Annotated in this window: 23 protein-coding genes; 9 read left to right on the top strand and 14 right to left on the bottom strand. The window is 48.3% G+C overall.

Going from position 1 to position 21,843, the window contains the following annotated elements; genetic code table 11:
- Positions 1-18: 18 nt before the first annotated feature.
- Positions 19-1,053: a PorP/SprF family type IX secretion system membrane protein gene (locus DXN05_RS22345; RefSeq protein ID WP_116849517.1), complete on the top strand. Its 1,035-nt coding sequence runs from the start codon at positions 19-21 to the stop codon at positions 1,051-1,053.
- 61 nt (positions 1,054-1,114) lie between these two features.
- Here the strand turns inward: DXN05_RS22345 and DXN05_RS22340 are convergent, their stop codons facing one another.
- The gene (locus DXN05_RS22340; RefSeq protein WP_116849516.1) at positions 1,115-1,942 is read right to left on the bottom strand and encodes an HlyD family secretion protein; all 828 of its coding nucleotides are present in this window, start codon (positions 1,940-1,942) and stop codon (positions 1,115-1,117) included.
- 201 nt (positions 1,943-2,143) lie between these two features.
- Here DXN05_RS22340 and DXN05_RS22335 point away from each other — a divergent pair, with 201 nt between their 5' ends.
- Positions 2,144-3,565 (top strand): FAD-binding oxidoreductase, encoded by a 1,422-nt coding sequence (locus DXN05_RS22335; RefSeq protein ID WP_116849537.1) that lies wholly within the window; start codon positions 2,144-2,146, stop codon positions 3,563-3,565.
- 29 nt (positions 3,566-3,594) lie between these two features.
- Entirely contained in the window at positions 3,595-4,230 is a 636-nt protein-coding gene (locus tag DXN05_RS22330; protein WP_116849515.1) for a hypothetical protein, read from the top strand.
- On the opposite strand, the gene DXN05_RS22325 is transcribed toward DXN05_RS22330, so the two are convergent.
- Positions 4,199-4,750 (bottom strand): LOG family protein, encoded by a 552-nt coding sequence (locus DXN05_RS22325; RefSeq protein WP_116849514.1) that lies wholly within the window; start codon positions 4,748-4,750, stop codon positions 4,199-4,201. The two genes, DXN05_RS22330 and DXN05_RS22325, sit on opposite strands and share 32 nt — an antisense overlap.
- A gap of 158 nt (positions 4,751-4,908) precedes the next feature.
- Here DXN05_RS22325 and DXN05_RS22320 point away from each other — a divergent pair, with 158 nt between their 5' ends.
- From DXN05_RS22320 to DXN05_RS22300, 5 genes are read left to right on the top strand one after another with little or no spacing between them, the layout of a single operon-like run.
- Positions 4,909-6,357, top strand: coding sequence for a sodium:solute symporter (locus DXN05_RS22320; RefSeq protein WP_116849513.1), 1,449 nt, complete (start codon positions 4,909-4,911; stop codon positions 6,355-6,357).
- Between the two features lies 1 nt (position 6,358).
- Positions 6,359-7,000, top strand: coding sequence for an O-methyltransferase (locus DXN05_RS22315; RefSeq protein WP_116849512.1), 642 nt, complete (start codon positions 6,359-6,361; stop codon positions 6,998-7,000).
- Between the two features lie 42 nt (positions 7,001-7,042).
- Positions 7,043-8,134 carry a glucosaminidase domain-containing protein gene (locus tag DXN05_RS22310; protein ID WP_116849511.1) on the top strand — a complete coding sequence of 364 codons (1,092 nt, stop codon included), beginning with the start codon at positions 7,043-7,045 and terminating at the stop codon, positions 8,132-8,134.
- A 53-nt stretch (positions 8,135-8,187) separates the two neighbouring features.
- The gene (gene hpt, locus DXN05_RS22305) at positions 8,188-8,724 is read left to right on the top strand and encodes a hypoxanthine phosphoribosyltransferase (protein ID WP_116849510.1); all 537 of its coding nucleotides are present in this window, start codon (positions 8,188-8,190) and stop codon (positions 8,722-8,724) included.
- Between the two features lie 54 nt (positions 8,725-8,778).
- Positions 8,779-10,557, top strand: a complete 1,779-nt coding sequence (locus DXN05_RS22300) for a vWA domain-containing protein (protein ID WP_116849509.1) — start codon at positions 8,779-8,781, stop codon at positions 10,555-10,557.
- A gap of 188 nt (positions 10,558-10,745) precedes the next feature.
- Here the strand turns inward: DXN05_RS22300 and dnaJ are convergent, their stop codons facing one another.
- Positions 10,746-11,918: a molecular chaperone DnaJ gene (gene dnaJ / locus DXN05_RS22295; protein WP_116849508.1), complete on the bottom strand. Its 1,173-nt coding sequence runs from the start codon at positions 11,916-11,918 to the stop codon at positions 10,746-10,748.
- Positions 11,919-11,994: 76 nt separating this feature from the next.
- On the bottom strand, positions 11,995-12,540 hold the full coding sequence (locus tag DXN05_RS22290) for a nucleotide exchange factor GrpE (RefSeq protein WP_116849507.1): 546 nt from the start codon (positions 12,538-12,540) through the stop codon (positions 11,995-11,997).
- Positions 12,541-12,629: 89 nt separating this feature from the next.
- On the opposite strand from DXN05_RS22290, the gene DXN05_RS22285 reads away from it, so the two are divergent.
- Positions 12,630-13,805: a class I SAM-dependent rRNA methyltransferase gene (locus DXN05_RS22285; protein ID WP_116849506.1), complete on the top strand. Its 1,176-nt coding sequence runs from the start codon at positions 12,630-12,632 to the stop codon at positions 13,803-13,805.
- Positions 13,806-13,981: 176 nt separating this feature from the next.
- On the opposite strand, the gene DXN05_RS22280 is transcribed toward DXN05_RS22285, so the two are convergent.
- From DXN05_RS22280 to DXN05_RS22235, 10 genes are all read right to left on the bottom strand, one after another.
- Entirely contained in the window at positions 13,982-14,371 is a 390-nt protein-coding gene (locus DXN05_RS22280) for a T9SS type A sorting domain-containing protein (RefSeq protein WP_116849505.1), read from the bottom strand.
- A 179-nt stretch (positions 14,372-14,550) separates the two neighbouring features.
- Complete coding sequence (locus DXN05_RS22275; protein ID WP_116849504.1) at positions 14,551-15,024, bottom strand: redoxin domain-containing protein; 474 nt, start codon at positions 15,022-15,024, stop codon at positions 14,551-14,553.
- A gap of 35 nt (positions 15,025-15,059) precedes the next feature.
- The gene (locus DXN05_RS22270) at positions 15,060-16,559 is read right to left on the bottom strand and encodes a carboxypeptidase M32 (RefSeq protein ID WP_116849503.1); all 1,500 of its coding nucleotides are present in this window, start codon (positions 16,557-16,559) and stop codon (positions 15,060-15,062) included.
- Positions 16,560-16,657: 98 nt separating this feature from the next.
- A complete protein-coding gene (locus DXN05_RS22265) occupies positions 16,658-17,314 on the bottom strand; it encodes a 3-oxoacid CoA-transferase subunit B (RefSeq protein ID WP_116849502.1) in 657 nt (218 codons plus the stop codon).
- A 56-nt stretch (positions 17,315-17,370) separates the two neighbouring features.
- A complete protein-coding gene (locus DXN05_RS22260) occupies positions 17,371-18,072 on the bottom strand; it encodes a CoA transferase subunit A (RefSeq protein ID WP_116849501.1) in 702 nt (233 codons plus the stop codon).
- Positions 18,073-18,097: 25 nt separating this feature from the next.
- A complete protein-coding gene (locus tag DXN05_RS22255) occupies positions 18,098-18,475 on the bottom strand; it encodes a DUF4296 domain-containing protein (protein WP_116849500.1) in 378 nt (125 codons plus the stop codon).
- A complete protein-coding gene (gene porD / locus DXN05_RS22250; protein ID WP_116849499.1) occupies positions 18,472-19,392 on the bottom strand; it encodes a type IX secretion system protein PorD in 921 nt (306 codons plus the stop codon). Before porD ends, DXN05_RS22255 begins: the two co-directional genes overlap by 4 nt.
- Positions 19,376-20,581 (bottom strand): bifunctional phosphopantothenoylcysteine decarboxylase/phosphopantothenate--cysteine ligase CoaBC, encoded by a 1,206-nt coding sequence (gene coaBC / locus DXN05_RS22245; RefSeq protein ID WP_116849498.1) that lies wholly within the window; start codon positions 20,579-20,581, stop codon positions 19,376-19,378. The genes porD and coaBC overlap by 17 nt, the downstream gene beginning before the upstream one ends.
- A 75-nt stretch (positions 20,582-20,656) precedes the next feature.
- Complete coding sequence (locus tag DXN05_RS22240) at positions 20,657-20,998, bottom strand: DNA-directed RNA polymerase subunit omega (protein WP_116849497.1); 342 nt, start codon at positions 20,996-20,998, stop codon at positions 20,657-20,659.
- Positions 20,967-21,797 carry an outer membrane protein assembly factor BamD gene (locus tag DXN05_RS22235; RefSeq protein ID WP_116849496.1) on the bottom strand — a complete coding sequence of 277 codons (831 nt, stop codon included), beginning with the start codon at positions 21,795-21,797 and terminating at the stop codon, positions 20,967-20,969. The genes DXN05_RS22240 and DXN05_RS22235 overlap by 32 nt, the downstream gene beginning before the upstream one ends.
- Between the last annotated feature and the right edge of the window lie 46 nt (positions 21,798-21,843).

Raw genomic sequence — 21,843 nt, 5'->3', positions numbered from 1 at the left:
ATAAAGCGGAGGTTTGATATGCTATTGATTTTTCAACGCCATCCAGGATGGCTCTGTACCCTTTTATTGCTGCTGGTTGCATCTGCAGCCAACAGCCAGGATTTGCATTTTTCACAGTACTTCAATGCTCCGCTGCTCGTAAACCCTGCCAACACAGGTTTTGAGCCGGATGCAGATTACCGCCTTGGCGTTAACTACCGTAACCAATGGGCGAGTATTTCCAACAACCCTTATAAAACATTCAGCGTATGGGGCGATGCGCAGCTGTTTAACCAGCGCTTTGAAAATGGCTGGGTAGGCATCGGCGGTGCGTTATTGCGCGATGTGGCAGGCAGCGGCAACCTCTCTTCTACCAAGGCATACGGCTCTGTTGCCTATCACCAGATGCTGGGCCTCAGCAGCCTGCTGAGTATGGGCTTCAGCGGCGGACTGGTAAACAAAAGTGTTGACATCAGCAAGCTCACATTCGACAACCAGTGGAACGGCAAGTTCTTCGATATTACCATTCCCAGCGGCGAGCCGTTTGCCTACAGCTCTGTGTATTATCTCGATCTGCAGCTGGGTGTAAACTATGCCTGGTTTCCCAACGAAAACACTTACCTGAATGCAGGCGTAAGTGTAATGCACCTGAACAAACCCAACGAAAGCTTTTTTGCACAGAAAACAGCACTCAGCGAAACCAACCGGAGAATGACTTTCTTTCTCAATGGCTCGTTTAAGCAAAACGACCAGTGGATACTGAGCCCCAACCTGTATTACAGCAAAATGGCCAATAGCGAGGAACTGGTGCTGGGTTTGCTGGCCAATTACAATCTCAGCGGCGATGGCAACACGCAGCTCATAGGCGGCGTTTACGTACGCAAGGGAGATGCTGCCATACCTATGGCCGGCTACCAGTGGAATGGCTTTAAGCTTATTGTAAGCTACGATGTAACCACATCGGGCCTCAGCGCATACAACCAAAGCCGCGGCGCCTACGAGCTGTCTATTACCAAAACCGGCCTCATCAGCCCGGCTGCACGCGGTACCAAATGCCCGGTGGTGCGGTTTTAGGTTAACTTATACGCATAAAAAAACGCAGGGCATTGTGCCCTGCGTTTTTTTATATAAGCTATTAAATCTTGTCCTGGTCATCATCGCCCTCATTGTTGTTTATCAGGAAATGATCTTCGTTGGGAAAGTACCGGCGGTATTTCTCTGTTACTTCCCTGCTTTGCGTTTTACCGTTGATAATAAGCTGGCCATCTTTCAGCTCAATCCGGTAGGGCTTATCCTTTTCAATCAACCCGTCTTTCTGCAATGCACTGGTAAGCGCTTTTATCTGTTTCAGCTGTGCCTGGGCGGCTTTCATTTGCACGTGCGCTTCTGCCAGGCTTTTCTGCACCTGCTCATGTATAGCCCTGGTATCAATGTTAACATGAATGCTGTCCAGCTTAGCCTGTGCCAGCCCGGCTTTTACCTCTGCTTCAATCTTTGCCATGTCTACCTGCTGCATTTCCAGTTGTGCCTGCTGCATGGCTTTTTGCACTTCTTTCATCGACTGCTTCATCGATACATTTACTTCTTCCTGTATCTTCTTCCAGTCAACATTGTTTACAGCGGCCATTGCCTGTTCATGGATCTTTTTAAAATCAATGTTCGCCAATGCATTGTTTACCTGCGTGTCAATGTCCACATCCAGGTGCGCCAGCTGTTTGTCGAGGGTTACCATCTGGCTATCGAGGTTGCGCATGGCCAGGTTTAAGTCAACATCACTGTTTAGTTGATATTCATTTTTACCATAACGCTGTTTACGGGATTTGGTGGTATCTCGGTCATCGTATGTTCGGTCTGCGTTTTTATTGTTTTTCTTCCCGGCCACCTGCCAGGCAAAAGCAGAGATGCCAGTAAGCAGCAGGCACACAATAAGTATATAACGGGATGATGAAGTCGCATTTTTCATAAATTTTGATTGACAGTTTATATTTACGAATTAATTCGTAGCAAACATACGACAGATTTCGTAAATACCAAATACCGCTCTCTATTTTTGCAGTTTTTAACAGGTTCCGGTGTTTTTACAGCTGGAAGGTTATCAAAAACCCGGCAAAACAATTCGTTCTCATCTAATGCATTGCCCGTATTTTTACAAAAATTTCAAGGCATGCAACCTGTTCTTGCGAAAGGAAAAATTACTAGCGATCACCTGGCCACATTTAAAGAAATTGCCGGCGCGTCTTACGTACTGGCCGATGAAGAATCACTCCATCATTACGGGCACGATGAAACCGAGCACCTGGTATATTTACCCGAAGTGGTAATTAAACCGCGTACTGCCGAAGAAATCAGTGCCATCATGAAAATATGTAATGCCGATGGCATCCCTGTTACCCCACGTGGTGGCGGTACCGGTTTAAGCGGCGGCGCATTGCCTCACCTGGGCGGCGTGCTGCTGTCTATGGAACGCTTTAACAGCATTCTCAGCATAGACGAACGCAACCTGCAGGTAATCACCGAACCCGGTGTTATTACCGAAGTACTGCAGGATTCTGTAAAAGAAAGAGGCCTGTTTTACCCGCCAGACCCCAGCAGCCGCGGTTCCTGCTTTATTGGCGGTAATATTGCCGAGAACAGCGGCGGACCAAAAGCCGTGAAATACGGTGTGGTAAAGGATTATGTGCTGAACCTCGAAGTGGTATTGCCCACCGGCGAAATTATATGGACAGGTGCCAATGTACTTAAAAACTCCACCGGTTATAACCTTACCCAACTGCTGGTAGGCAGCGAAGGCACGCTGGGTATTGTCACTAAAATAGTACTGAAACTGATACCGCTGCCCAAATACGACCTGCTGATGCTGGTGCCCTTTGCTTCGCTTGAAAAAGCCAGTGAAGCCGTAAGCGCCATTTTCCGTGGCGGCTTCACACCCAGCGCACTGGAACTGGTAGAAATAGATGCGCTACAGATTGTAAGCAAAATGGTAGACAGCCATGCCGTTCCGGTGACAGACGATATTGCCGCCCACCTGATTGTAGAAGTAGACGGCAATAACCTCGATGTGCTGATGAACGATATGGAAGCCATTGCTACCCTGCTGCAGGATTATGAAGCAGGCGAAGTGTTTTTTGCCGACGATGCCCAACAGAAAGCCGAACTCTGGAAACTGCGCCGCCGTGTGGCAGAAGCCGTAAAAAGCAGTGGCTACACCATTGAAGAAGATACGGTGGTACCGCGTGCCGAACTGCCCAAACTCATCAGGGGTGTAAAAGAACTGGGCCGCCAGCATAATTTTCATGCCGTGTGTTATGGCCATGCCGGCGACGGTAACCTGCACATCCGCATTAAAAAAGAAGGTACTGCCAACAGTATGGACAATGCTGAAATGAACAACAGCCTGCGCGCCTTATTTGAACTGGTGTACAGCCTCGGCGGCACCATCAGCGGCGAACATGGCATTGGTTTGATTCAGAAAAGTTATATGGATATCGTGTTTGCCGATGCAAACCTGCGTTTAATGCGTGAAATAAAGCAGGTATTCGATCCTAACAATATTTTAAATGCCGGCAAAATTTTCGATTTACGCTAAACCTTTACGTTTGTATGAAACTATACAGTATGTTTAAACGGATTGCCTGCCTGCTTTGCATTACCTTTGCCTCGTCACAGCTTTTTGCGCAGGGTATTACCCCTACGTACGAAGATGGCGAACCGGCCCCGCAGGAACACGGTTTTAACCGCAACAACATTTTCCTCGGCGGCAGCGTGAGCCTTGGTTTTGGTACCGGCTACTTCAATATCGGCGGCAACCCCGAAATAGGCTACAGTTTTTCAGAATGGCTCGATGCAGGTGTGGCTTTCAACCTCAGCTACTACAGCACCAAATACTACGACTACAGTGGTTACAGCGATGCCAACCAGAAAAGCTTTAACTATGGCGGTGGTGTGTTTGCACGCCTGTATCCCATACGCAACGTGTTTTTGCAGGTACAGCCCGAGTACAACTGGTCTAAGTACACCTTAACCGATAACTCATCAGGCACCCAGCAAAAAAGCACGTTCAGGGTAGGTGCACCCAGCCTGCTGGCAGGCATTGGCTATTCACAGCGTGTGGTTGGCAGCGCCAGCTTTTACACTGTGCTGCTGTTTGACGTAAATAAAGATCCCAATTCACCATACCGCAACTACGACGGGAGTTTTATACCTATCATCCGCGCGGGTTTTAACGTATATCTTCACCCAGGTCGTCGGTAAGCTCAACAGGAGTGGCGTACACGGCAAACCGTGTGCGCCAGTCTTCGTGCAGGAAACCCTGCAGCTGCGTATGATTGATATGCCCCATCAGGTGATTGTAATATCCTGCTGAGTTCAGCAGGATTATTTTTTTATTGTGGATGTTGAGCGCGTTCCACGTAAGCATTTCAAACATTTCATCCATGGTGCCGTTGCCGCCCGGTAGCACAATAGCCGCATCACACAGGTCGTACATCATTTTCTTGCGCACATGCATATCTGCCACTACATGCAGTTGGGTAAGGCCCTTGTGCTGCCGCTCCCACTGCACCAGCACATCAGGAATAACACCCACAACCTCCCCGCCGGCTTCCAGTGCCGCATTGGCTACTGCACCCATCAGGCCTACATTGCCGCCGCCATATACCAGCGTAATCTTATGTTCTGCCAGCAAACGCCCCAGTTCACGGGCATGCTGCTCGTACAAGGGATCGTTGCCCATACGCGATCCGCAAAAAACGGCGACTGATTGATATGCCATACACGAATTTTTACCTGCACCAATTTAAAGGTGATTTGCCATTTTGCCCGGATAATACGGATATTTGTTTCTTAACAAATTGTGTTGTGCTGCCGATGATTCCCTGTTTTATCATCCCGGCACACCCGAATTAGCCCATTAAACAAAGGATAGCCCCCATGTCACCAGCCTTATTGTTTTCTTTTGTAGTCGCCTATTTTGTGCTGTTACTCTGCGTGGCCTGGTATACCGGCCGTAATGCCAACAACGATTCTTTCTTTATCGGTAACCGCAACAGTAACTGGATGCTGGTAGCGTTCGGCATGATAGGCACCACCCTCAGTGGCGTAACGTTTGTAAGCGTACCCGGCGGCGTAGGCAAAAGCGCCTTTGCCTATTTCCAGATAACCCTCGGGTATGTGGTGGGCTATTTTACCATTGCCTATGTGCTGCTGCCGCTGTATTACCGCATGCAGCTTACTTCTATCTACAATTATCTTAATCACCGCCTCGGTATAGTATCGTATAAAACCGGTGCCTCTTTCTTTATTCTCTCGCGCGTACTGGGTGCCACTGCCAGGCTGTACCTGGTGGTCAACATCCTGCAGGATACCATTCTCAGCAGTTTTGGCGTGCCTTTCTGGGCAACCACGCTTATCATACTGCTTATGATTCTCCTGTACACTTACGAGGGCGGCGTTAAAACCATTGTATATACCGATACGCTGCAAACTACCTGTATGCTGCTGGGGCTGATCATTTGCACTTTCTATATTCTCAACTACCTGCACCTCGGTTTTGGTGAAAGCCTGCACTTAATGGGGCAGCAGGGTATGACCAGGGTGTTTAACCTGGATGTAGACAGCAAACACTTTTTTGTGAAAGAATTTGTGGCCGGTGCGTTCATCAGCTTAACCATGACGGGTATGGACCAGGAAATGATGCAGAAGAATATCTCCGTTAAAACCCTGGGCGATTCACAAAAAAACATTGTGACCATGACGCTTACCCTGGTGGTGGTAATTGCCCTGTTCCTGTTCCTTGGCGGGCTGCTGCACCTGTATGCAGCACAGGTAAACGAGCCGGCAACAGGCGATAAGCTGTTCCCGGCCATTGCCCTGCACCATATGCCACCGGTGGTTTCGGTGATCTTTATCATTGCGCTGATATCGGCCCTGTTCCCCAGTGCCGATGGTGCGTTAACCGCCCTCACTTCTTCATTTTGTATAGACCTCATAGGCATGCAGCGCAGAACCGACTGGAACGATGTACAGAAGAAAAAAATACGCCAGCGCACGCACCTTATTTTCGCAGCCCTGTTCCTCGCCTTTGTAATGCTGTTCAAATGGATCAACAATACCAGCATGGTAAATGTGATACTGCAGATTGCCGCTTATACCTACGGTCCGCTGCTGGGCTTGTTTTCATTTGGCATTTTAAGTAAGCGTGAAGTAAACGATAAGCTGGTTCCCATTGTTTGTTTAGTGGCGCCGCTCATTTGCCTGGCCATTGATTTAAACCAGGCTGCCTGGTTTAACGGTTTCCAGATAGGCCCTGAATTGCTTATCCTTAATGGTGCACTCACTTACACAGGTTTATTCTTCATCAGCAAACGCAAAACTGCCTGATATGGATCTGGTACACCCGCTTGCAGAAAACTATGCAGCAGCGCATACTTCACCCGAAGATGCACTGCTGCACGCAATCAATGCGCAAACACAGCAGCACGCGCAGCCGCATATGCTCAGCGGGCATGTGCAGGGCAGGCTGCTGGAGTTTATCAGCTGGATGATGCAACCGAAGTATATCCTGGAAATAGGCACATTTACAGGCTACAGTGCCCTGTGCCTCGCTAAGGGACTGCAACCCGGCGGGGCGCTCCACACCATTGAATTGCGGGAAGAAGATGCTGCCCTGAGCCGTGAAAATTTCAGTCGCAGCGATCAGCATAATCTGATACATTTGCACACCGGAAACGCGCTGGATATAATACCCACCCTGCCTCATGCCTGGGACCTGGTTTTTATAGACGCCGATAAAACCGGCTATACGGCATACTACGAGATGCTGTTACCCCGTTTAAGCAAGAACGGACTGATTATTGCGGATAATGTGCTGTTTCACGGCCAGGTGCTGGAAACACCCCTGAAAGGAAAAAACGCCAAAGCAATAGATGCATTTAATAAACATGTACTGAACGACGAACGATCAGAGCAGGTATTTGTTACTGTGAGAGACGGATTGCTGTTCATTAAAAAGAAACAGGCGTAAAACACTGTTTTACCAGGCCATCGAACAAAACCATTGAGACAAATGAAAAAATTCCTGGCAGTTATCTCAGTTATAACTATTGCCCTGGGTGCAAAAGCCCAAACAAGCGCTGTAGCCAATTACATCAACACCTATAAAGAACTCGCCATCAGCGAGGAAATACGCACCGGTGTTCCGGCATCCATTACCCTTGCACAGGGTATTGTAGAAACAGAAGCCGGCCAGAGCGACCTGGTGAAACAATCCAACAACCATTTTGGCATTAAGTGTAAAAACGAGTGGACAGGCGCCAAGGTGTATCATGATGATGATGCCAAAGGCGAATGCTTCAGAAGTTATGGTTCTGCAGAAGAATCGTACCGCGACCACTCCGATTTCCTGAAAAACCGCCCCAACTACGCCTTCCTCTTCACCCTTGATCCTACCGATTACCAGGGCTGGGCAAAGGGCCTTAAAAAGGCCGGTTATGCGACCAGCAATGTGTACGCCCAGATGCTCACCAAAATTATTGTAGACAATAACCTGCAGCAATACACGCTTACCGCCATGGAGCGCAAACGCAATGGTGGCAATGATCCTGTGTACGCCCGCAACAATACGCCGGCTGTACAGCAGGGCAGCAATGCACCGGTTGTTACCGACAACGATGCACAAACCGAACAGAAAGCAGCTGCCGTAACACCTCCGCAAAAAAGCGCGCCGGTAATGGTAGCCCAAACGCCCGTTAAAGCACCCGCCTACCCCAACGGTGTGTTTGCAATCAACGACACCAAAGTAATTTATGCCGCAGAAGGTACTTCCCTGTTTGCCGTAGCCAATTACTACAACCTGCGCTACAAAAAACTGCTCGATTTCAACGAGCTTGACCAGGTTGACATACTCAGCAACGGGCAGCTTATTTTCCTGGAAAGAAAGCCTAAAAAAGGCGCGAAGGACGTACATACCGTAGAACCCGCCGAAACCATCGCGCTCATCGCACAACGTGAAGGCGTTCGCCTCGAAAGCCTGCTGGACTACAACCACCTCACCAAAGGACTGGAACCGCTTACCGGTGAAAAGATTTATCTTCGCGGCAATGCACCTGCGGCGCCCAAAACCACGCGCGACAATAACCGCATGGCTGCAGCCAGGTAACCAGGCACCGCCCCGGTTATTCCCGGTTTAAATTAATGGAATAGTATACAGATATGACACTTGTAAAAGTTCACGATAAACAGTTTCACCCGTACCTGACGCAGACCATGATTCACGATAAGCTGCAGGAAACAGCGGCTGCCATCAATGCCGACTATGCAGGCAAACGCCCGTTGTTTATCGCGGTATTAAACGGATCGTTTATGTTTGCAAGCGACCTCTTTAAATACCTTACCATTGATGCGGAAATCTGTTTTATCAAACTGGCTTCTTACAAGGGCACCAAATCAACCGGTCATGTCATTACAGCGATTGGCCTCGATACCGATATTACCGGCAGGGATATTATTGTACTGGAAGATATCATCGACACCGGTAAAACCCTCAGCCAGTTTTTACCACAGCTGATCAACCAGCAGCCCGCTTCGCTCAAAATAGCTGTGCTGCTGCACAAACCCGAAGCCACCGTTTACCCGGTTCATATTGATTACTGCTGCTTTTCCATACCCAATAAATTCGTGGTAGGTTATGGACTTGACTACGACGGCCTGGGAAGAAATCTGCCTGAAATTTACCAACTTCACGAATAAAGATTTACATTTATTAGTTACGTTTTTACTGGCAAAACCCATTATACAACCCAATTGAAGCCTGTACTGTTTGCCATATTACTGCTGGCGCTGTTACCGTGTAAGGCCCAATACTATCTCCGCGGCGAGGTTAGGGATGAGCAAAACAAACTATTGCCCAATGTAAAAATATGCCTGGCCTCAAAAGGTGCATTGCCTTTTGCAACAGGCAGCGGCGGCGCATTCGGTATTCCCACATCACGCCCGGTTGATACCATCAGCCTGCAGCTGGAAGGCTTTGAAACACTGAAAACCGCTGTTATCTCCAGCAAATACCAAACCCTGGTATTAAAACAACTGCCGCAAACAGCTGCCGCACGCACACACAAACTGCTCAGCTTCAGCAAAAGCAAACGCGAAAACAAGCCGCTTTCACTGCACGATGGTGAAAGCTACAACAACCTCATCGAAAACAATTTCCAGGAAACAGAGAGCAACCCCGAAACAGGTTTTGCACTGAATGTAGACAGGGCCTCATACAGCAATATCCGCCGCTTTCTGAACATGGATTATGAAGTGCCGCCCGATGCCGTGCGCATTGAAGAAATGCTCAACTACTTCGACTTTGGCAGTCCCGATGGCACTTATCCTGAAGGCCGCTTTACCAGCTACAGCGCGTTAACCAGTGCACCCTGGAATAAAAAGAACCAGCTGCTGTTTGTACGTTTACAGGCACCCAAACTCAACCTCGACAGCGTGCCACCCAGCAACCTCGTGTTCCTGATCGATGCGTCCGGCTCAATGGATCATCCCAACCGCCTGCCCCTGCTGCAGGCTGCACTGCGATTGCTTGTTACCAACCTGCGCGCGCAAGACAGTGTTTCCATTGTTGTGTATGGCGGTAATGTTTCTGTACTGCTCGAACCCACTTCAGGCGCCGATAAAAAAACCATTCTCAATGCCATTGACCAGCCTTCTGCACATGGCACCACACCCGGTTCTACTGCCATTAAACTGGCTTACCAGATGGCACACCGTTCGTTTATGCCCAACGGCAACAACCGCGTAATTATTGCCACTGACGGCGATTTTAATGTAGGGCAAACATCAGAGAAAGAACTGGAAACACTCATCTCCGAGCAGCGCGAATCGGGTATTTACCTTACCTGCTTAGGCATGGGCATGGGCAATTACAAAGACAGCAAGCTGGAAACCCTGGCCCGCTACGGCAACGGCAATTTTGCCTATCTCGATAACATCAATGAAGCAGAAAAAGTACTGGTGTCTGAGTTTACCAAAACCATGTATGCTGTTGCCAACGATGCTTTTCTCAACATCCGGTTTAACCCGCAGTTTGTAAAATCTTACCGCCTCATTGGTTTTGATAACCGCGAAGAAGCCCTGAAAGACAGTACTGCCGAACTCGAAGGCGGTATTATTGGCTCCGGCCACGGGCTGATTGCCATGTTTGAAATTGTACCCAACGAAGAAAACAACAACCAGCATACAGACGATAGCAGCAATACCATTACCATTGGCCGGCTGGCTACCATGACGCTGCATTACCAGCGCCCGCACCAGCTAAGTGAAGAACAGGTGCAGCATTTCACTGTGCCTTTTCATTTTGAACAGCCGGCCCTGCTCGATCCATCCCTGCGACTGGCCACGGCCATTACCATGTTTGGCGAACTGCTCAAACATTCCCGCTTTGTGCAAAACTACACCTGGACCGATGTGCTGCAACAAGCCACTGCTGCCGCCGATCCCAAATCAGCCGTACAAATGGAGTTCATTGCCCTCGTACAAAAAGCCCAAAAGCTGTACACCCGCAAAAAGAAGAAAGACGACCAATAAAGGATGTGAATCAACAATCGGGATGAGCTAAGCGCGAAGTCTTTCACGCAAAGTCCGCAAAGAAGCAAGGGCGCAATGGGGAATAAGTCTCTGCCCTGTATTCCATTTTCAAATTTACACAAATTAAAAAGGCCGGTAAACATCCCTGTTCACCGGCCTCACTTTATGAAGAAAATCGCTTATATCGATTAACTGAATACCTCTTTCACCTTGTCGAAAAAGCTTTTCTCGCTTTTACCCGGCTGTGGCTGAAAGTTCGGGCTCTGCGCCATTTTGTCCAGCATGGCTTTCTCTTCAGTACTTACATGCTGCGGCGTCCACACATTCACCTGTATCAGCTGGTCACCGCGTGAGTAGCCCTGTACTTCCGGGAATCCCTTGCCTTTCAGGCGGAATATTTTACCACTCTGCGTACCGGCCGGGATCTTGATTTTCGCCCTGCCATCAATGGTAGGTACTTCAACCTGCGTACCAAAAACAGCATCGGAGAAGGAGATATGTAATTCATATGCCACATTCAGCCCGTCGCGCTGCAGGTCTTTGTGTGCTTCTTCTTCAATCAGGATAATCAGGTCGCCCGGCATGCCGCCACGTTCACCGGCATTGCCTTTGCCGCTAAGGCTCAACTGCATGCCTTCAGAAACACCGGCAGGTATGTCAATGCTCACCATTTCTTCACCATATACACGGCCTTCCCCTTTACAGGTACCGCATTTGGCGCTGATGGTAACCCCTTCACCATTACAGGTAGGACAGGTTGTTACGGTTTGCATCTGGCCAAGAAAAGTATTGGTCACTTTACGCACCTGGCCGTTACCGCCACAGGTGGTACAGGTTTGCACACTGTTTTTGTCTTTTGCGCCTGAACCGGAGCAGGTGCCGCAGGGCACATATTTTTTAACCTTGATGTTCTTGGTAACACCTTTGGCCATTTCTTCGTAGTTCAGCTTTATTTTAACCCGCAGGTTGGTGCCACGCACACCTCTTGAGCGACCGCCGCCTGCGCCACCCCGGCCACGGCCACCGCCGCCACCAAAGAAACTGCCAAACAGGTCGTCTCCGAAAATATCACCGAACTGGCTGAAAATGTCGTCCATGCTGCCGCCATAACCACCGCCGCCACCGGTTCCCGGGGCAAAAGCAGCATGGCCAAAACGGTCGTACTTTGCACGTTTGTCTGCATCACTCAATACTTCGTATGCCTCGGCAGCTTCCTTAAACTTCTCCTCTGCCGGTTTGTCGCCAGGGTTACGGTCAGGGTGGTATTGCATGGCCACCTTGCGATAGGCTTTCTTGATCTCATCTGCAGAAGCAGATTTGCCTATGCCAAGGATTTCATAAAAATCTCTTTTGTTCGACATCTGATAGTCAGCTTTTTGCCGGGGCAATTAAAATACACCGCGTTTGCTCCGGCACAACGCAATGCAGGTAATACAGTTACTTGCCAACCACCACTTTGGCGAAGCGAATAATTTTATCGTTCAGGTAATAGCCTTTCGTTACTTCATCCAGTACTTTGCCTTTCAATGCTTCAGCAGGGGCAGGTATTTCGGTAATGGCCTCGTGTTTTTCCACGTCAAAATCGGTATTTACACTTTCCATCACTTTCACCCCTTTTTGTTGCAGGGTGCTGCGTAATTTATTGAATACCAGCTGTACCCCTTCTTTTATCTGTGCCACATCAGTTGCGGTCTGCAGCTGTTTTTCGGCACGGTCACAATCATCCAGCACATCCAACAGGGAAACAATTACTTCTTTACCTGCGGTCTGCGTCAATTCCAGGCGCTCTTTGGCAGTTCTTCTCCTGAAATTGTCAAATTCAGCCATCAGGCGCAGGTATTTGTCTTTTTGTTCCTCCAACTGAGCTTTCAGCTGGTCTGTCTCATTTGTAGGTGTGGCAGCTGCATTTTCGGCAGTTTGATTGTCACTACCTGCATTTTCAACAGCTGTTTCCTGATTTTGCTGCAATTCTTTCTCGTCCATAGTTGAATTTGTATTAGCCCTATACTGGTCAAAATTTTTGCCAACGCAAGATAATGGGAAAAATTGGCAGGAGATAATACCTTTGCCGGATGATCAAGGTGATACTGAAGAAAAAAATAGCCCCCAGGATAGCCAACGGGCACCCATGGATTTTCGCCAACGAAGTAGATAAAATTTCCGGGGAAGTTACACCCGGGGAAATAGTGGACGTATTTTATGCAGATGAAAAATTTGCAGGCCGCGGTTACATTAATCCTAAATCGCAGATACTCGTACGCTTACTTACCCGTAAAAAAGAAGATATCAACGAGCAGTTCTTCTACAACCGCCTGCTCGATGCCTGGAATTACCGCCAGAAAATAGGTTATACCGAAAACTGCCGTCTTATTTTCGGCGAGGCAGACGGCATGCCGGCCCTGATTATCGATAAATTCAATGATTACTTTGTTATTCAAACACTTGCACTCGGGATAGACCAGTGGAAACCTGCCATTGTGCAGGCACTGGAAAAAATATTCAAACCCAGGGGCATTTACGAACGTAATGACGTTCCTGTACGCGAACTCGAAGGCCTGCCACAGCAAAAGGGCTTTTTGTCAGCCCCGTTCCCTACTGAAATCACTATCCGGGAAAACGGGCTGCAATTTTATGTAGATATTGAAAATGGCCAGAAAACCGGTTACTTCCTCGATCAGCAGGATAACCGCCGCGCCATTCAGCATATTGTAAAAGGTGCCGATGTATTGGGCGCCTTCACCTATACCGGTACGTTTGAACTGCATGCTGCTCATTACGGCGCCAAATCTGTATTGGGACTGGATATCAGCGCCAATGCCGTGGCACAGGCTACCCGCAATGCCCAGCTGAACGGTCTCGACAAAATTGCCCGTTTTGAAGCAGTGAACGCCTTCGATGTGCTGAAACAATGGGCCAAAGACGGCCGCCAGTACGATGTGGTTATGCTCGACCCGCCTGCCTTTACCAAAAGCAGGGAAAACATCCAGAAAGCAATTACCGGTTACAAGGAAATTAACCTGCGTGGTATGAAACTCGTGAAAAACGGCGGTTTCCTTGTTACCAGCAGCTGTACCAACCTGGTTCATCCTGAATTATTCCTGCAAACCATTGATATGGCCGCCAAAGATGCACGCAAGCGCATACGCCAGGTAACCTTCCAGGCCCAGGCCAGCGATCACCCGATTATCTGGGGCATGGAAAACACGAATTACCTGAAATTCCTGATCGTGGAAGTCACGGATCGTTAACCAATGCCGGAGGCATCGGTTAGATGGTTGGATTGTTAAATGGTTGAATGGCTATTGATTAAACACGCAAAGAGGTTGGGCTTCGCATACAGCGAATGTATCCGGCAACTTTGCGTGTTTTTTGTTGCACAGACATATTAACAATGAAACAATAGAGCCATTAAACCATCTATGAATTACTTGATGACCTGGAATTTGCCGGTTTCAATAACACGGCCGGTGCGGTCTTTCAGCTGGAAGACATAGATGCCGCGGAAATAATCGTTGAGGTTCACGATAATTTTGCTGTTGTCAACAGGCATTTCAGTGATTTTCTTGCCTACAAAGCTGAAGATGAGAAGTGTGTAGGATTTATCGATGTCTTGCGGAAATTCAAAGTTGATAAAGGCGGTAGCAGGGTTGGGATAGTATTTAACGATCTTCACATCATAAAACAATTCATCGCCGGCAGCATTTGCTTCCGGGGAATGGAACGAGGACGCCAGGCAAACCAGTGCAGCCACGAAAATACCTGTGATCAGCCGCCTCGTGTTCCAGTAAAATTGTTTGTGTAAAAATCTAACCATTCATTTTTTTTATCATACAAGATACCCGTAAATATCCCTGCACAACAGTGCATCGCACGTACTATGCTAATATAGCGAAAACCATGCGCAAAAGCGCCGTTTTAAAGGCAGCTTTTATTATTCACCTTATTCATTGATCCGTACCGGCCTGCCAAAGCTGCCGGTACGGACAAATTTAACTAGTTCAGCGTGGCCAATGTTTGACGGATAGCATCAAAATCAGGCTGTTCGCCAGGTGTGGCACATACTTCCGCGTAACGTACAATACCTTCCTTATCAATTACAAAAGCGGCTCTTTTACTTACGCCTTGCATTTCCAGCGCCGGGAATATATCGTACAATACGTTATATGATTTGGAGGCCTGTTTATTAAAATCGCTCAGCAGGGGAAAATTCAGCTGCTGCTCTTTTTTAAATTTATCAAGGGTAAAAACCGAATCTACAGAAATACCGAAAACCTGCGCATTGGCATTATTGTAGGCGGTAATGTTGTCTCTTACACTGCACAATTCAGCTGTACACACACTGGTAAATGCCAGCGGAAAAAACAGCAATACCACATTTTTACCTTTTTGATCTAACAGCGATACCTTGTTTTTTTCGGTATCAAATAATTCGAACACCGGTGCTTTTTGTCCTGCTTCAATTTGCATATCGGATACTGTTTTTATTTCGCCAAAACTATTGATTATGGCGTGTATTTGCTCTTAAGGTACGTAATAAAGTAGTTAATATTTAATGGTTCGCCGGTTACTTTGCGGCACAGGTCTTCACTTTCCAGCAAACGGCCTTCTGCATGTATATGTTTACGCAACCACTGCAGCAAAGGTTGGCTGTTGCCGCTGCGCAATTGTTCTTTCAATTGCGGTAACTGCTCATTGGCCTTGGCCCAAAACTGGCTTGCATAAAAACTGCCGAGGCTGTAGGTGGGAAAATAACCAAAACTGCCATGGCTCCAGTGCACATCCTGCAAACAGCCGTTTTTATCATCGGGCACTGTTACGCCCAGGTTGTCGTGGTAAAGCTGGTTCCAGCGGGCAGGGATGTCCTGCACGGCCACTTCACCGCCAATCAGTTCTTTCTCCAGCTGGTAACGCACTTTTACGTGAAAATGATAGGTGATTTCATCTGCTTCCGTGCGTATCAGCGATGGTTTTACTTTGTTGATGGCTTTGTAAAAATGTGGCAGTTCAATACCGGCGAGGGCTTCCGGGAAATAGCCCTGCAACACCGGGTAATAGTGCTGCCAGAAATCAATGCCACGGCCCACGCTGTTTTCCCATAACCTGCTTTGCGATTCATGAATGCTCAGCGAAGCATATTCTCCGGATGGCAGGCCGTAATCCGCATCAGGCAATCCCTGTTCGTACAGGGCATGGCCCGCTTCGTGAATACAGCTCCAGGTCATATTGGCAAAATCCTGCTCATCAATACGGGTGGTGATGCGTACATCTTTTGCGCTGAAATTGGTGGTGAACGGATGTTCAGATATATCCTGGCGACCGCTCTGCAAATCAAAGCCCAGTTCTTTTACCAGGTACATGCCCCAGTCCCACTGCTTTTGTTTGGGATAAAAACGGTGCAGGAAACTTTCATCAGGCTGCGGCTGTTGCGCTATCTGTGCCATTATCTGCTGCAGCGGCCCGGTAATGGCGGTAAACACAGCATCGAGCTTGCCTACATCCATCGATTTTTCATAATCTTTTACCAGCGCATTGTAAGGGTGTGCTTCATAACCCAGCAAATCGGCCTCCTGTTTTTTCAGTACCACCAGTTCGCCCAGCGCACCGCTGAAATGACTAAAGCTGTTTTCCCTGCGCGCAGCGATCCATGCATTGAATGCTTTGGAAACGGCCTCTGACAGCTGGCGTACAAATGCGTTGCTGAATTTCTGCTGCTTTTCAATATCCTCTGCAGTCAAGGCAACATTGCGTTGCTGCTTTGCATCGAGGTCGCCCCTGCCCTGCAGTTCTTTTACCAGGTTCACCAGCTGCGCATCGGTGCTGTGCGCATGCGCTATTTCACTCAGCGTTGCCAGCTGGCGTGCACGCCCGTCTGCTCCCTGTGCGGGCATATAGGTTTCCTGGTCCCACTGCAGCACGGCAGCAGCGTATTTTATATCCGCTACGCGGCGCATACGCTCGCAGAAGTCGTTGTATAAATCGTTGGTAGATTGTTGTGTGAGCATATCACGAAGATAACAATTCAGCGTTGCTATGCAGCGCCCGGGTGAATAGTGAATAGGCAATAGTGAAAAAACCATTGAACAATCCAACTATTAAACAATCATATTCTCATCTCCGGCACCTCGCCGGACACAACCAGCCGCCCTGCGGTTTTGCTTTTAATTTCATCAATGCTTACGCCCGGTGCGCGTTCCAGCAGCAGAAAACCTTCAGGTGTAACTTCAAGCACGGCCAGTTCTGTAACTATCTTTTTTACGCAGCCGATGCCGGTTAAGGGCAAGGTGCATTGCGGCAGCAGTTTGCTTTCGCCTTTGGGATTGGTGTGCTGCATGGCCACAATAATATTGCGCGCACTGGCAACAAGATCCATGGCGCCGCCCATACCTTTTACCATTTTACCGGGTATTTTCCAGTTGGCAATATCGCCCTGGTCGCTTACTTCCATGGCACCAAGTACTGTGAGATCAATTTTGCCGGCGCGTATCATTCCAAAACTTTCTGCGCTGTCGAAGAAAGCGCCGCCGGGCAATACAGTAACTGTTTCCTTGCCGGCGTTGATTAGGTCTGCGTCAATGGCAGCCTCCTCTGGGTACGGACCGGTACCGAGTATCCCGTTTTCGCTTTGCAGAATTACCGTCATACCCGCAGGTACATAATTCGCTACCAGTGTAGGAATACCGATGCCGAGATTCACATACATCCCGTTCCGCAGTTCCTGTGCAATGCGTTTTGCAATGCCGTATTTATCTAAAGACATGATGGTTGAATGGTTGGATGATTTGATTGTTGGAGGGGAAACTCACGACTGACGATTCACGATTCCCGCAGCTTCACTGTTTTTTTCTCGATGCGCTTTTCATACCCGCTGCCCTGGAAAATGCGGTGCACATACACGCCGGGTACATGAATATCGTCGGCATCAATCATGCCCGGCTCAACCAGTTCTTCTACTTCTGCAATAGTAATATCGCCTGCCTTGGCCATGGCCTGTGAAAAATTGCGGGTGGCTTTGCGAAAAACGAGATTGCCCATGGTATCGCCCTTCCAGGCTTTTACAATGGCAAAATCAGCAGGCAGTGCATATTCCATCAAATAACGTTTACCGTTGAACGTACGTTCTTCCTTGCCTTCGGCAACTTCGGTACCTACACCTGCGGGGGTAAAAAAAGCGGGGATGCCCAGCGCGCGCATGTGAATGCGGGTGGCGAGTGTGCCTTGTGGCACCAGGTCGACTTCCAGTTCACCACTCAGCAGCTGGCGTTCAAACTCGGCGTTTTCGCCAACATAACTGCTGATCATCTTTTTAATCTGCCGCTTTTGAAGCAGCAAACCCAAACCAAAATCATCTACACCGGCATTGTTGGAGATACAGGTTAAGCCGGTGATATTGCGCTGCACCAGCGCAGCAATGGTATTTTCAGGAATACCGCATAAACCGAAACCACCCAGCATCAGTGTGGCTCCGTCGGGTATATCCCGGATGGCCTCCGTGGCACCAGAGACTACTTTGTTCATATAGCAAGCGTTTAATTAACTGTGACTATTTCACGTCTGCTTTCGTATCCAGCTTTTTGGGCTGAAACTGCTGCATACGCGTTCTTTCTGCCATGTTCGACAGCGAATCGTTCAACACCTTGTTGATGTTGGGATGCATGAGGTAGAAATTATAGCTTTTGTAAAAAGCTTCTTTGGTTGTATGGTGAATGGTAAATACATCCTGGTATAATTCAAGGTGTGTATCTTTCTTAATCTTATTCGTGTCTTTCTGCATTCTCAGCGATGCCAGCTGTTCGGCACGCAGCAAATCCCATACAATCACTTTCATTGAATCGGGCGTAATAATATCCTTGCCTGGTTTGTTGTTGCTTTTACATGCCAGCAAACAACACATGCCCGCGCAAACCATCAGTTTCTTCATCGTAGTTCCTGTTTGTATTTAGCCGAATTGGCTACATCTATCTGGGAAAGTAATTCTGCTGCCAATGCTTTATCCTGCGGTGCCGCTTTCTTAAACACACCGGTATATTCCTGCGTTTTGCCCTGCATCAGGAACTGCATAATCATGAGATTGGGATTTTCCTGGTTGATGCTCTGCAGCCTGCTGAGTGATTCCAGTATATTTTTCCTGCCGGCGTTTTCATTGTCATACATGCTATCTAATCCGCCCCTGTAATGCGAATAAATGGCATCGTGCAGCAGGTTGTAACGGTTGTTGTTGAAGTTTTCGGCCAGCCAGTAACGGTTGCGCAAGCCGTCAAATGCTTTCCATCCGCTGATATCGCGCGATTCCGGAGCATTGCTTACAATGTTCTGCGCACGCTGAAAAAAGGGCACGCCCGATTTTAATGCATACGAATCATAGTCAATGCCCAGTATAATATACGCGTAGTACGCGATAGTGGCGGTAAGATTACCCACAATGGGATCTGTGCCCTGTACCCTGTTTTCATTAAATTCTACCGGCTGAAATTCCACATACTTAAAAGCAAAATCGGCATCCTGGTAATTCACGATAGGGCTTTGGTACGAGCTGTTGTACACAGGGCGCGCTGCCTGCACGGTAAGCGTGGCCTTGTAAATATCCGTTTGCGGCATATCGGTGATGGTGATCAGGAAATTGCAGGTTATTTTCTCCTGCGGCTGAAACTCGTCGCTCGTCCATTTGCGGCTGTTGAGCAAATTGGTGAGCTGTGTTTGCAGGGTGTTGAAGATGTTCTTGTTCACCGAAGTGGGCACTTTCTGCGCCAGCACGGTTACCCTTGCCTGCAGTTCCTGTGCCTGCACCTGTGTGGTGAGCAGCAATACGGCGATTATAAGACTATACTTTAGGCGCATACAGCTTTTGAATAATGTGTTCAACAATTACAGCAGCAACGGCATCTTTGGGCATTACGCCGTGTGTGGTGGTACCACCGTCTTTGTCAAAAATGGTAATGGCATTGGTATCAACGCCAAAACCGGCCTCCTTATTACGCAGCGAGTTCAGCACAATCATGTCTGCGTTTTTATTGCGCAGTTTCTGCATGGCATGTTCGGTTTCGTTGGTGGTTTCCAGCGCAAATCCTGCCACAAACTGGTGCGGTTGTTTCAGGCTGCCGAGCGACTGTAATATATCGGGTGTTTTTACCAGTTGCAATTCCATTCCGCTGCCGGTTTTCTTGATCTTCTCCGGTGCAGCCTCCACCGGCCGGTAGTCGGCCACAGCGGCACTCATCACCGCTATTGCGGCGGCAGGAAAGGCCGAAATACAGGCCTCGTACATTTGCTGGGCTGTTTGTACACGAATCAGCTCAATACCCTCGTATGCGGGCTGTAATGCCGTAGGACCACTAACCAGCTGCACAGCCGCCCCCTGCAGGTACAGCGCGTTGGCCAGCGCAAAGCCCATTTTGCCCGAGGAATGATTGCCGATAAAACGAACGGGGTCGATGGGTTCGTAAGTGGGGCCTGCAGTCACCAGGGCAGTTTTGCCTGCCAGCGCCAGCTGCCTGAAAACCTGCGCTTCCAGGAAACGTATAATGGCTTCCGGTTCGGCCATACGGCCTTCGCCAAACAAACCACTGGCCAGCTCACCCTTGCCAACAGGAATGACCTTGTTGCCAAATGAAGCCAGCTGCTGCAGATTTTGCCGGGTGGCAGGGTGGTGCCACATATCTTCATCCATGGCAGGCGCTACAACCACCGGGCAGGTGGCAGACAGGTAAACGGCCAGCAGCAGGTTATCGCATTGGCCATGGGCCATTTTCGCGAGCGTATTGCAGCTCAGCGGTGCAATCACCATTACATCGGCCCAGCGGCCCAGCTCCACATGGTTGGCCCAGGTAGCCTCATCTGCCAGGTTTACCAGCACCTTGTTTTTTGATAAGGTAGCCAGCACCAGGGGCGATACAAAATCTGCCGCAGCAGGTGTAAGCACGGTTTTTACTTCCGCACCGGCCTTAACCAGTTCCCTTACCAGCAAAATGGACTTATAGGCTGCAATGCTTCCTGTAATGCCTAACAATATCTTTTTTCCCTTCAGCATATCGGTAATACAACTTAAAAGTAACAAAAAACGACAGTGTTCAACTGTCGTTTCTATTCATTTTACAGGATATGTCTATCTGAATAAATCCTCATCGTTTTTGCGATGGTAAACCTTGTGCTCCATAAATTCCTGGGTAGCCAGGATTGCTGGGTTAGGCATTTTTTCGTAAGCCCTGGAAATTTCAATCTGCTCTTTGTTCTCGTGTATCTCTTCCAGGCTGTCTGTATGACTGGCAAACTCTTCCAGTTTGTTGTGCAGTTCCTCACGCAGCGCAATATTGATCTGGTTAGCCCTTTTAGCGATAATGGCTATAGATTCATACAAATTGCCGGTATGGTCTTTAATGGCCACCAAACTCTTTGTTTCAACCACATTGGTTGTATTAGCGCTGAGTTGCCGTCTTAGCTTGCTCATTTTTTATATTTTTTATGGAATTGATGGAAAGTGTTTTATAATCATTTACTTCTTTCAAATATTTGCTCTGCGGGAAACGCTCGGCAAAATCTCCTGCCTCTGAAATCACTTTTTCATAGCGTTCCTGCTGCTTGTCGCTGAAACTCATACCGGCGTATTTGTAATACGAACGGATAACAAGCATTTTATAGTCATCGCTTTTGTCAGATTCGGGGTAATCTTCCATCAGGGTGCTCAGCGCAATGGCCGCAGCCCTGTAATAACCCAGATCGTAATACAAAGTAGCGCTTACATATTCTTTTTCTTCGAGCTTCGAGCGGCACAGCTCCAGCAATTCGGTAGCCTCTTTTGTTTTGGCGCTTTGCGGGTGCTGGTTAATAAATGCCTGCATTAAGCTCATTGCCTTGCTGGTATTGGTTTGATCCAGTTCCAGTTTGGGACTTTGTTTGTAAAAACAGTAGGCGCGCATGTATTCGCACTCTTCTGCCCTTGCACTGCCGGGAAAGTTCTCTGTGTAAGTCTTGAAGATATTTTCCGCGTTCAGGTAATCTTTCTGGTAATAGTAGCTGTAAGCATTCTTGTAAAACAGGTCTTCGTAACGCGAAGTACCCTTTACATAAGGAAAAAGCTCGTCAAACAGCTGCTGTGCGTAGGCGTACTTTTTTTGCGCGTAATAATTCTCCGCCATTTTGTATTTGTACTCATTGTCCTTGCTTTTCAGCACCTTAGAAAACTTGGAGGCACAGGATGTAAGTGTTACAGCGAACAGCAGTATGTAAAGATAAACGGCTTTAGTCATAAAGAAGGGCAAAATTAGGCTTTTACGCGCAATATAAGCACAGTGA

The sequence above is a fragment of the Deminuibacter soli genome (assembly GCF_003412455.1).
GTDB classification, from domain to species: Bacteria; Bacteroidota; Bacteroidia; order Chitinophagales; family Chitinophagaceae; genus Deminuibacter; species Deminuibacter soli.
This window is presented reverse-complemented; position numbering and strand designations above follow the sequence as displayed.

Coding starts and splice junctions, on each gene's coding strand:
- DXN05_RS22330 (WP_116849515.1), top strand. CDS start 3,595: ATGTTTAAACGGATTGCCTGCCTGCTTTGCATTACCTTTGCCTCGTCA.
- DXN05_RS22265 (WP_116849502.1), bottom strand. CDS start 17,314: ATGTCTTTAGATAAATACGGCATTGCAAAACGCATTGCACAGGAACTG.
- DXN05_RS22280 (WP_116849505.1), bottom strand. CDS start 14,371: ATGGTTAGATTTTTACACAAACAATTTTACTGGAACACGAGGCGGCTG.
- DXN05_RS22335 (WP_116849537.1), top strand. CDS start 2,144: ATGCAACCTGTTCTTGCGAAAGGAAAAATTACTAGCGATCACCTGGCC.
- DXN05_RS22270 (WP_116849503.1), bottom strand. CDS start 16,559: ATGCTCACACAACAATCTACCAACGATTTATACAACGACTTCTGCGAG.
- DXN05_RS22260 (WP_116849501.1), bottom strand. CDS start 18,072: ATGAACAAAGTAGTCTCTGGTGCCACGGAGGCCATCCGGGATATACCC.
- DXN05_RS22235 (WP_116849496.1), bottom strand. CDS start 21,797: ATGACTAAAGCCGTTTATCTTTACATACTGCTGTTCGCTGTAACACTT.
- DXN05_RS22315 (WP_116849512.1), top strand. CDS start 6,359: ATGGATCTGGTACACCCGCTTGCAGAAAACTATGCAGCAGCGCATACT.
- DXN05_RS22320 (WP_116849513.1), top strand. CDS start 4,909: ATGTCACCAGCCTTATTGTTTTCTTTTGTAGTCGCCTATTTTGTGCTG.
- porD (WP_116849499.1), bottom strand. CDS start 19,392: ATGCGCCTAAAGTATAGTCTTATAATCGCCGTATTGCTGCTCACCACA.
- hpt (WP_116849510.1), top strand. CDS start 8,188: ATGACACTTGTAAAAGTTCACGATAAACAGTTTCACCCGTACCTGACG.
- DXN05_RS22275 (WP_116849504.1), bottom strand. CDS start 15,024: ATGCAAATTGAAGCAGGACAAAAAGCACCGGTGTTCGAATTATTTGAT.
- DXN05_RS22255 (WP_116849500.1), bottom strand. CDS start 18,475: ATGAAGAAACTGATGGTTTGCGCGGGCATGTGTTGTTTGCTGGCATGT.
- DXN05_RS22285 (WP_116849506.1), top strand. CDS start 12,630: ATGATCAAGGTGATACTGAAGAAAAAAATAGCCCCCAGGATAGCCAAC.
- DXN05_RS22290 (WP_116849507.1), bottom strand. CDS start 12,540: ATGGACGAGAAAGAATTGCAGCAAAATCAGGAAACAGCTGTTGAAAAT.
- DXN05_RS22345 (WP_116849517.1), top strand. CDS start 19: ATGCTATTGATTTTTCAACGCCATCCAGGATGGCTCTGTACCCTTTTA.
- coaBC (WP_116849498.1), bottom strand. CDS start 20,581: ATGCTGAAGGGAAAAAAGATATTGTTAGGCATTACAGGAAGCATTGCA.
- dnaJ (WP_116849508.1), bottom strand. CDS start 11,918: ATGTCGAACAAAAGAGATTTTTATGAAATCCTTGGCATAGGCAAATCT.
- DXN05_RS22310 (WP_116849511.1), top strand. CDS start 7,043: ATGAAAAAATTCCTGGCAGTTATCTCAGTTATAACTATTGCCCTGGGT.
- DXN05_RS22325 (WP_116849514.1), bottom strand. CDS start 4,750: ATGGCATATCAATCAGTCGCCGTTTTTTGCGGATCGCGTATGGGCAAC.
- DXN05_RS22240 (WP_116849497.1), bottom strand. CDS start 20,998: ATGAGCAAGCTAAGACGGCAACTCAGCGCTAATACAACCAATGTGGTT.
- DXN05_RS22340 (WP_116849516.1), bottom strand. CDS start 1,942: ATGAAAAATGCGACTTCATCATCCCGTTATATACTTATTGTGTGCCTG.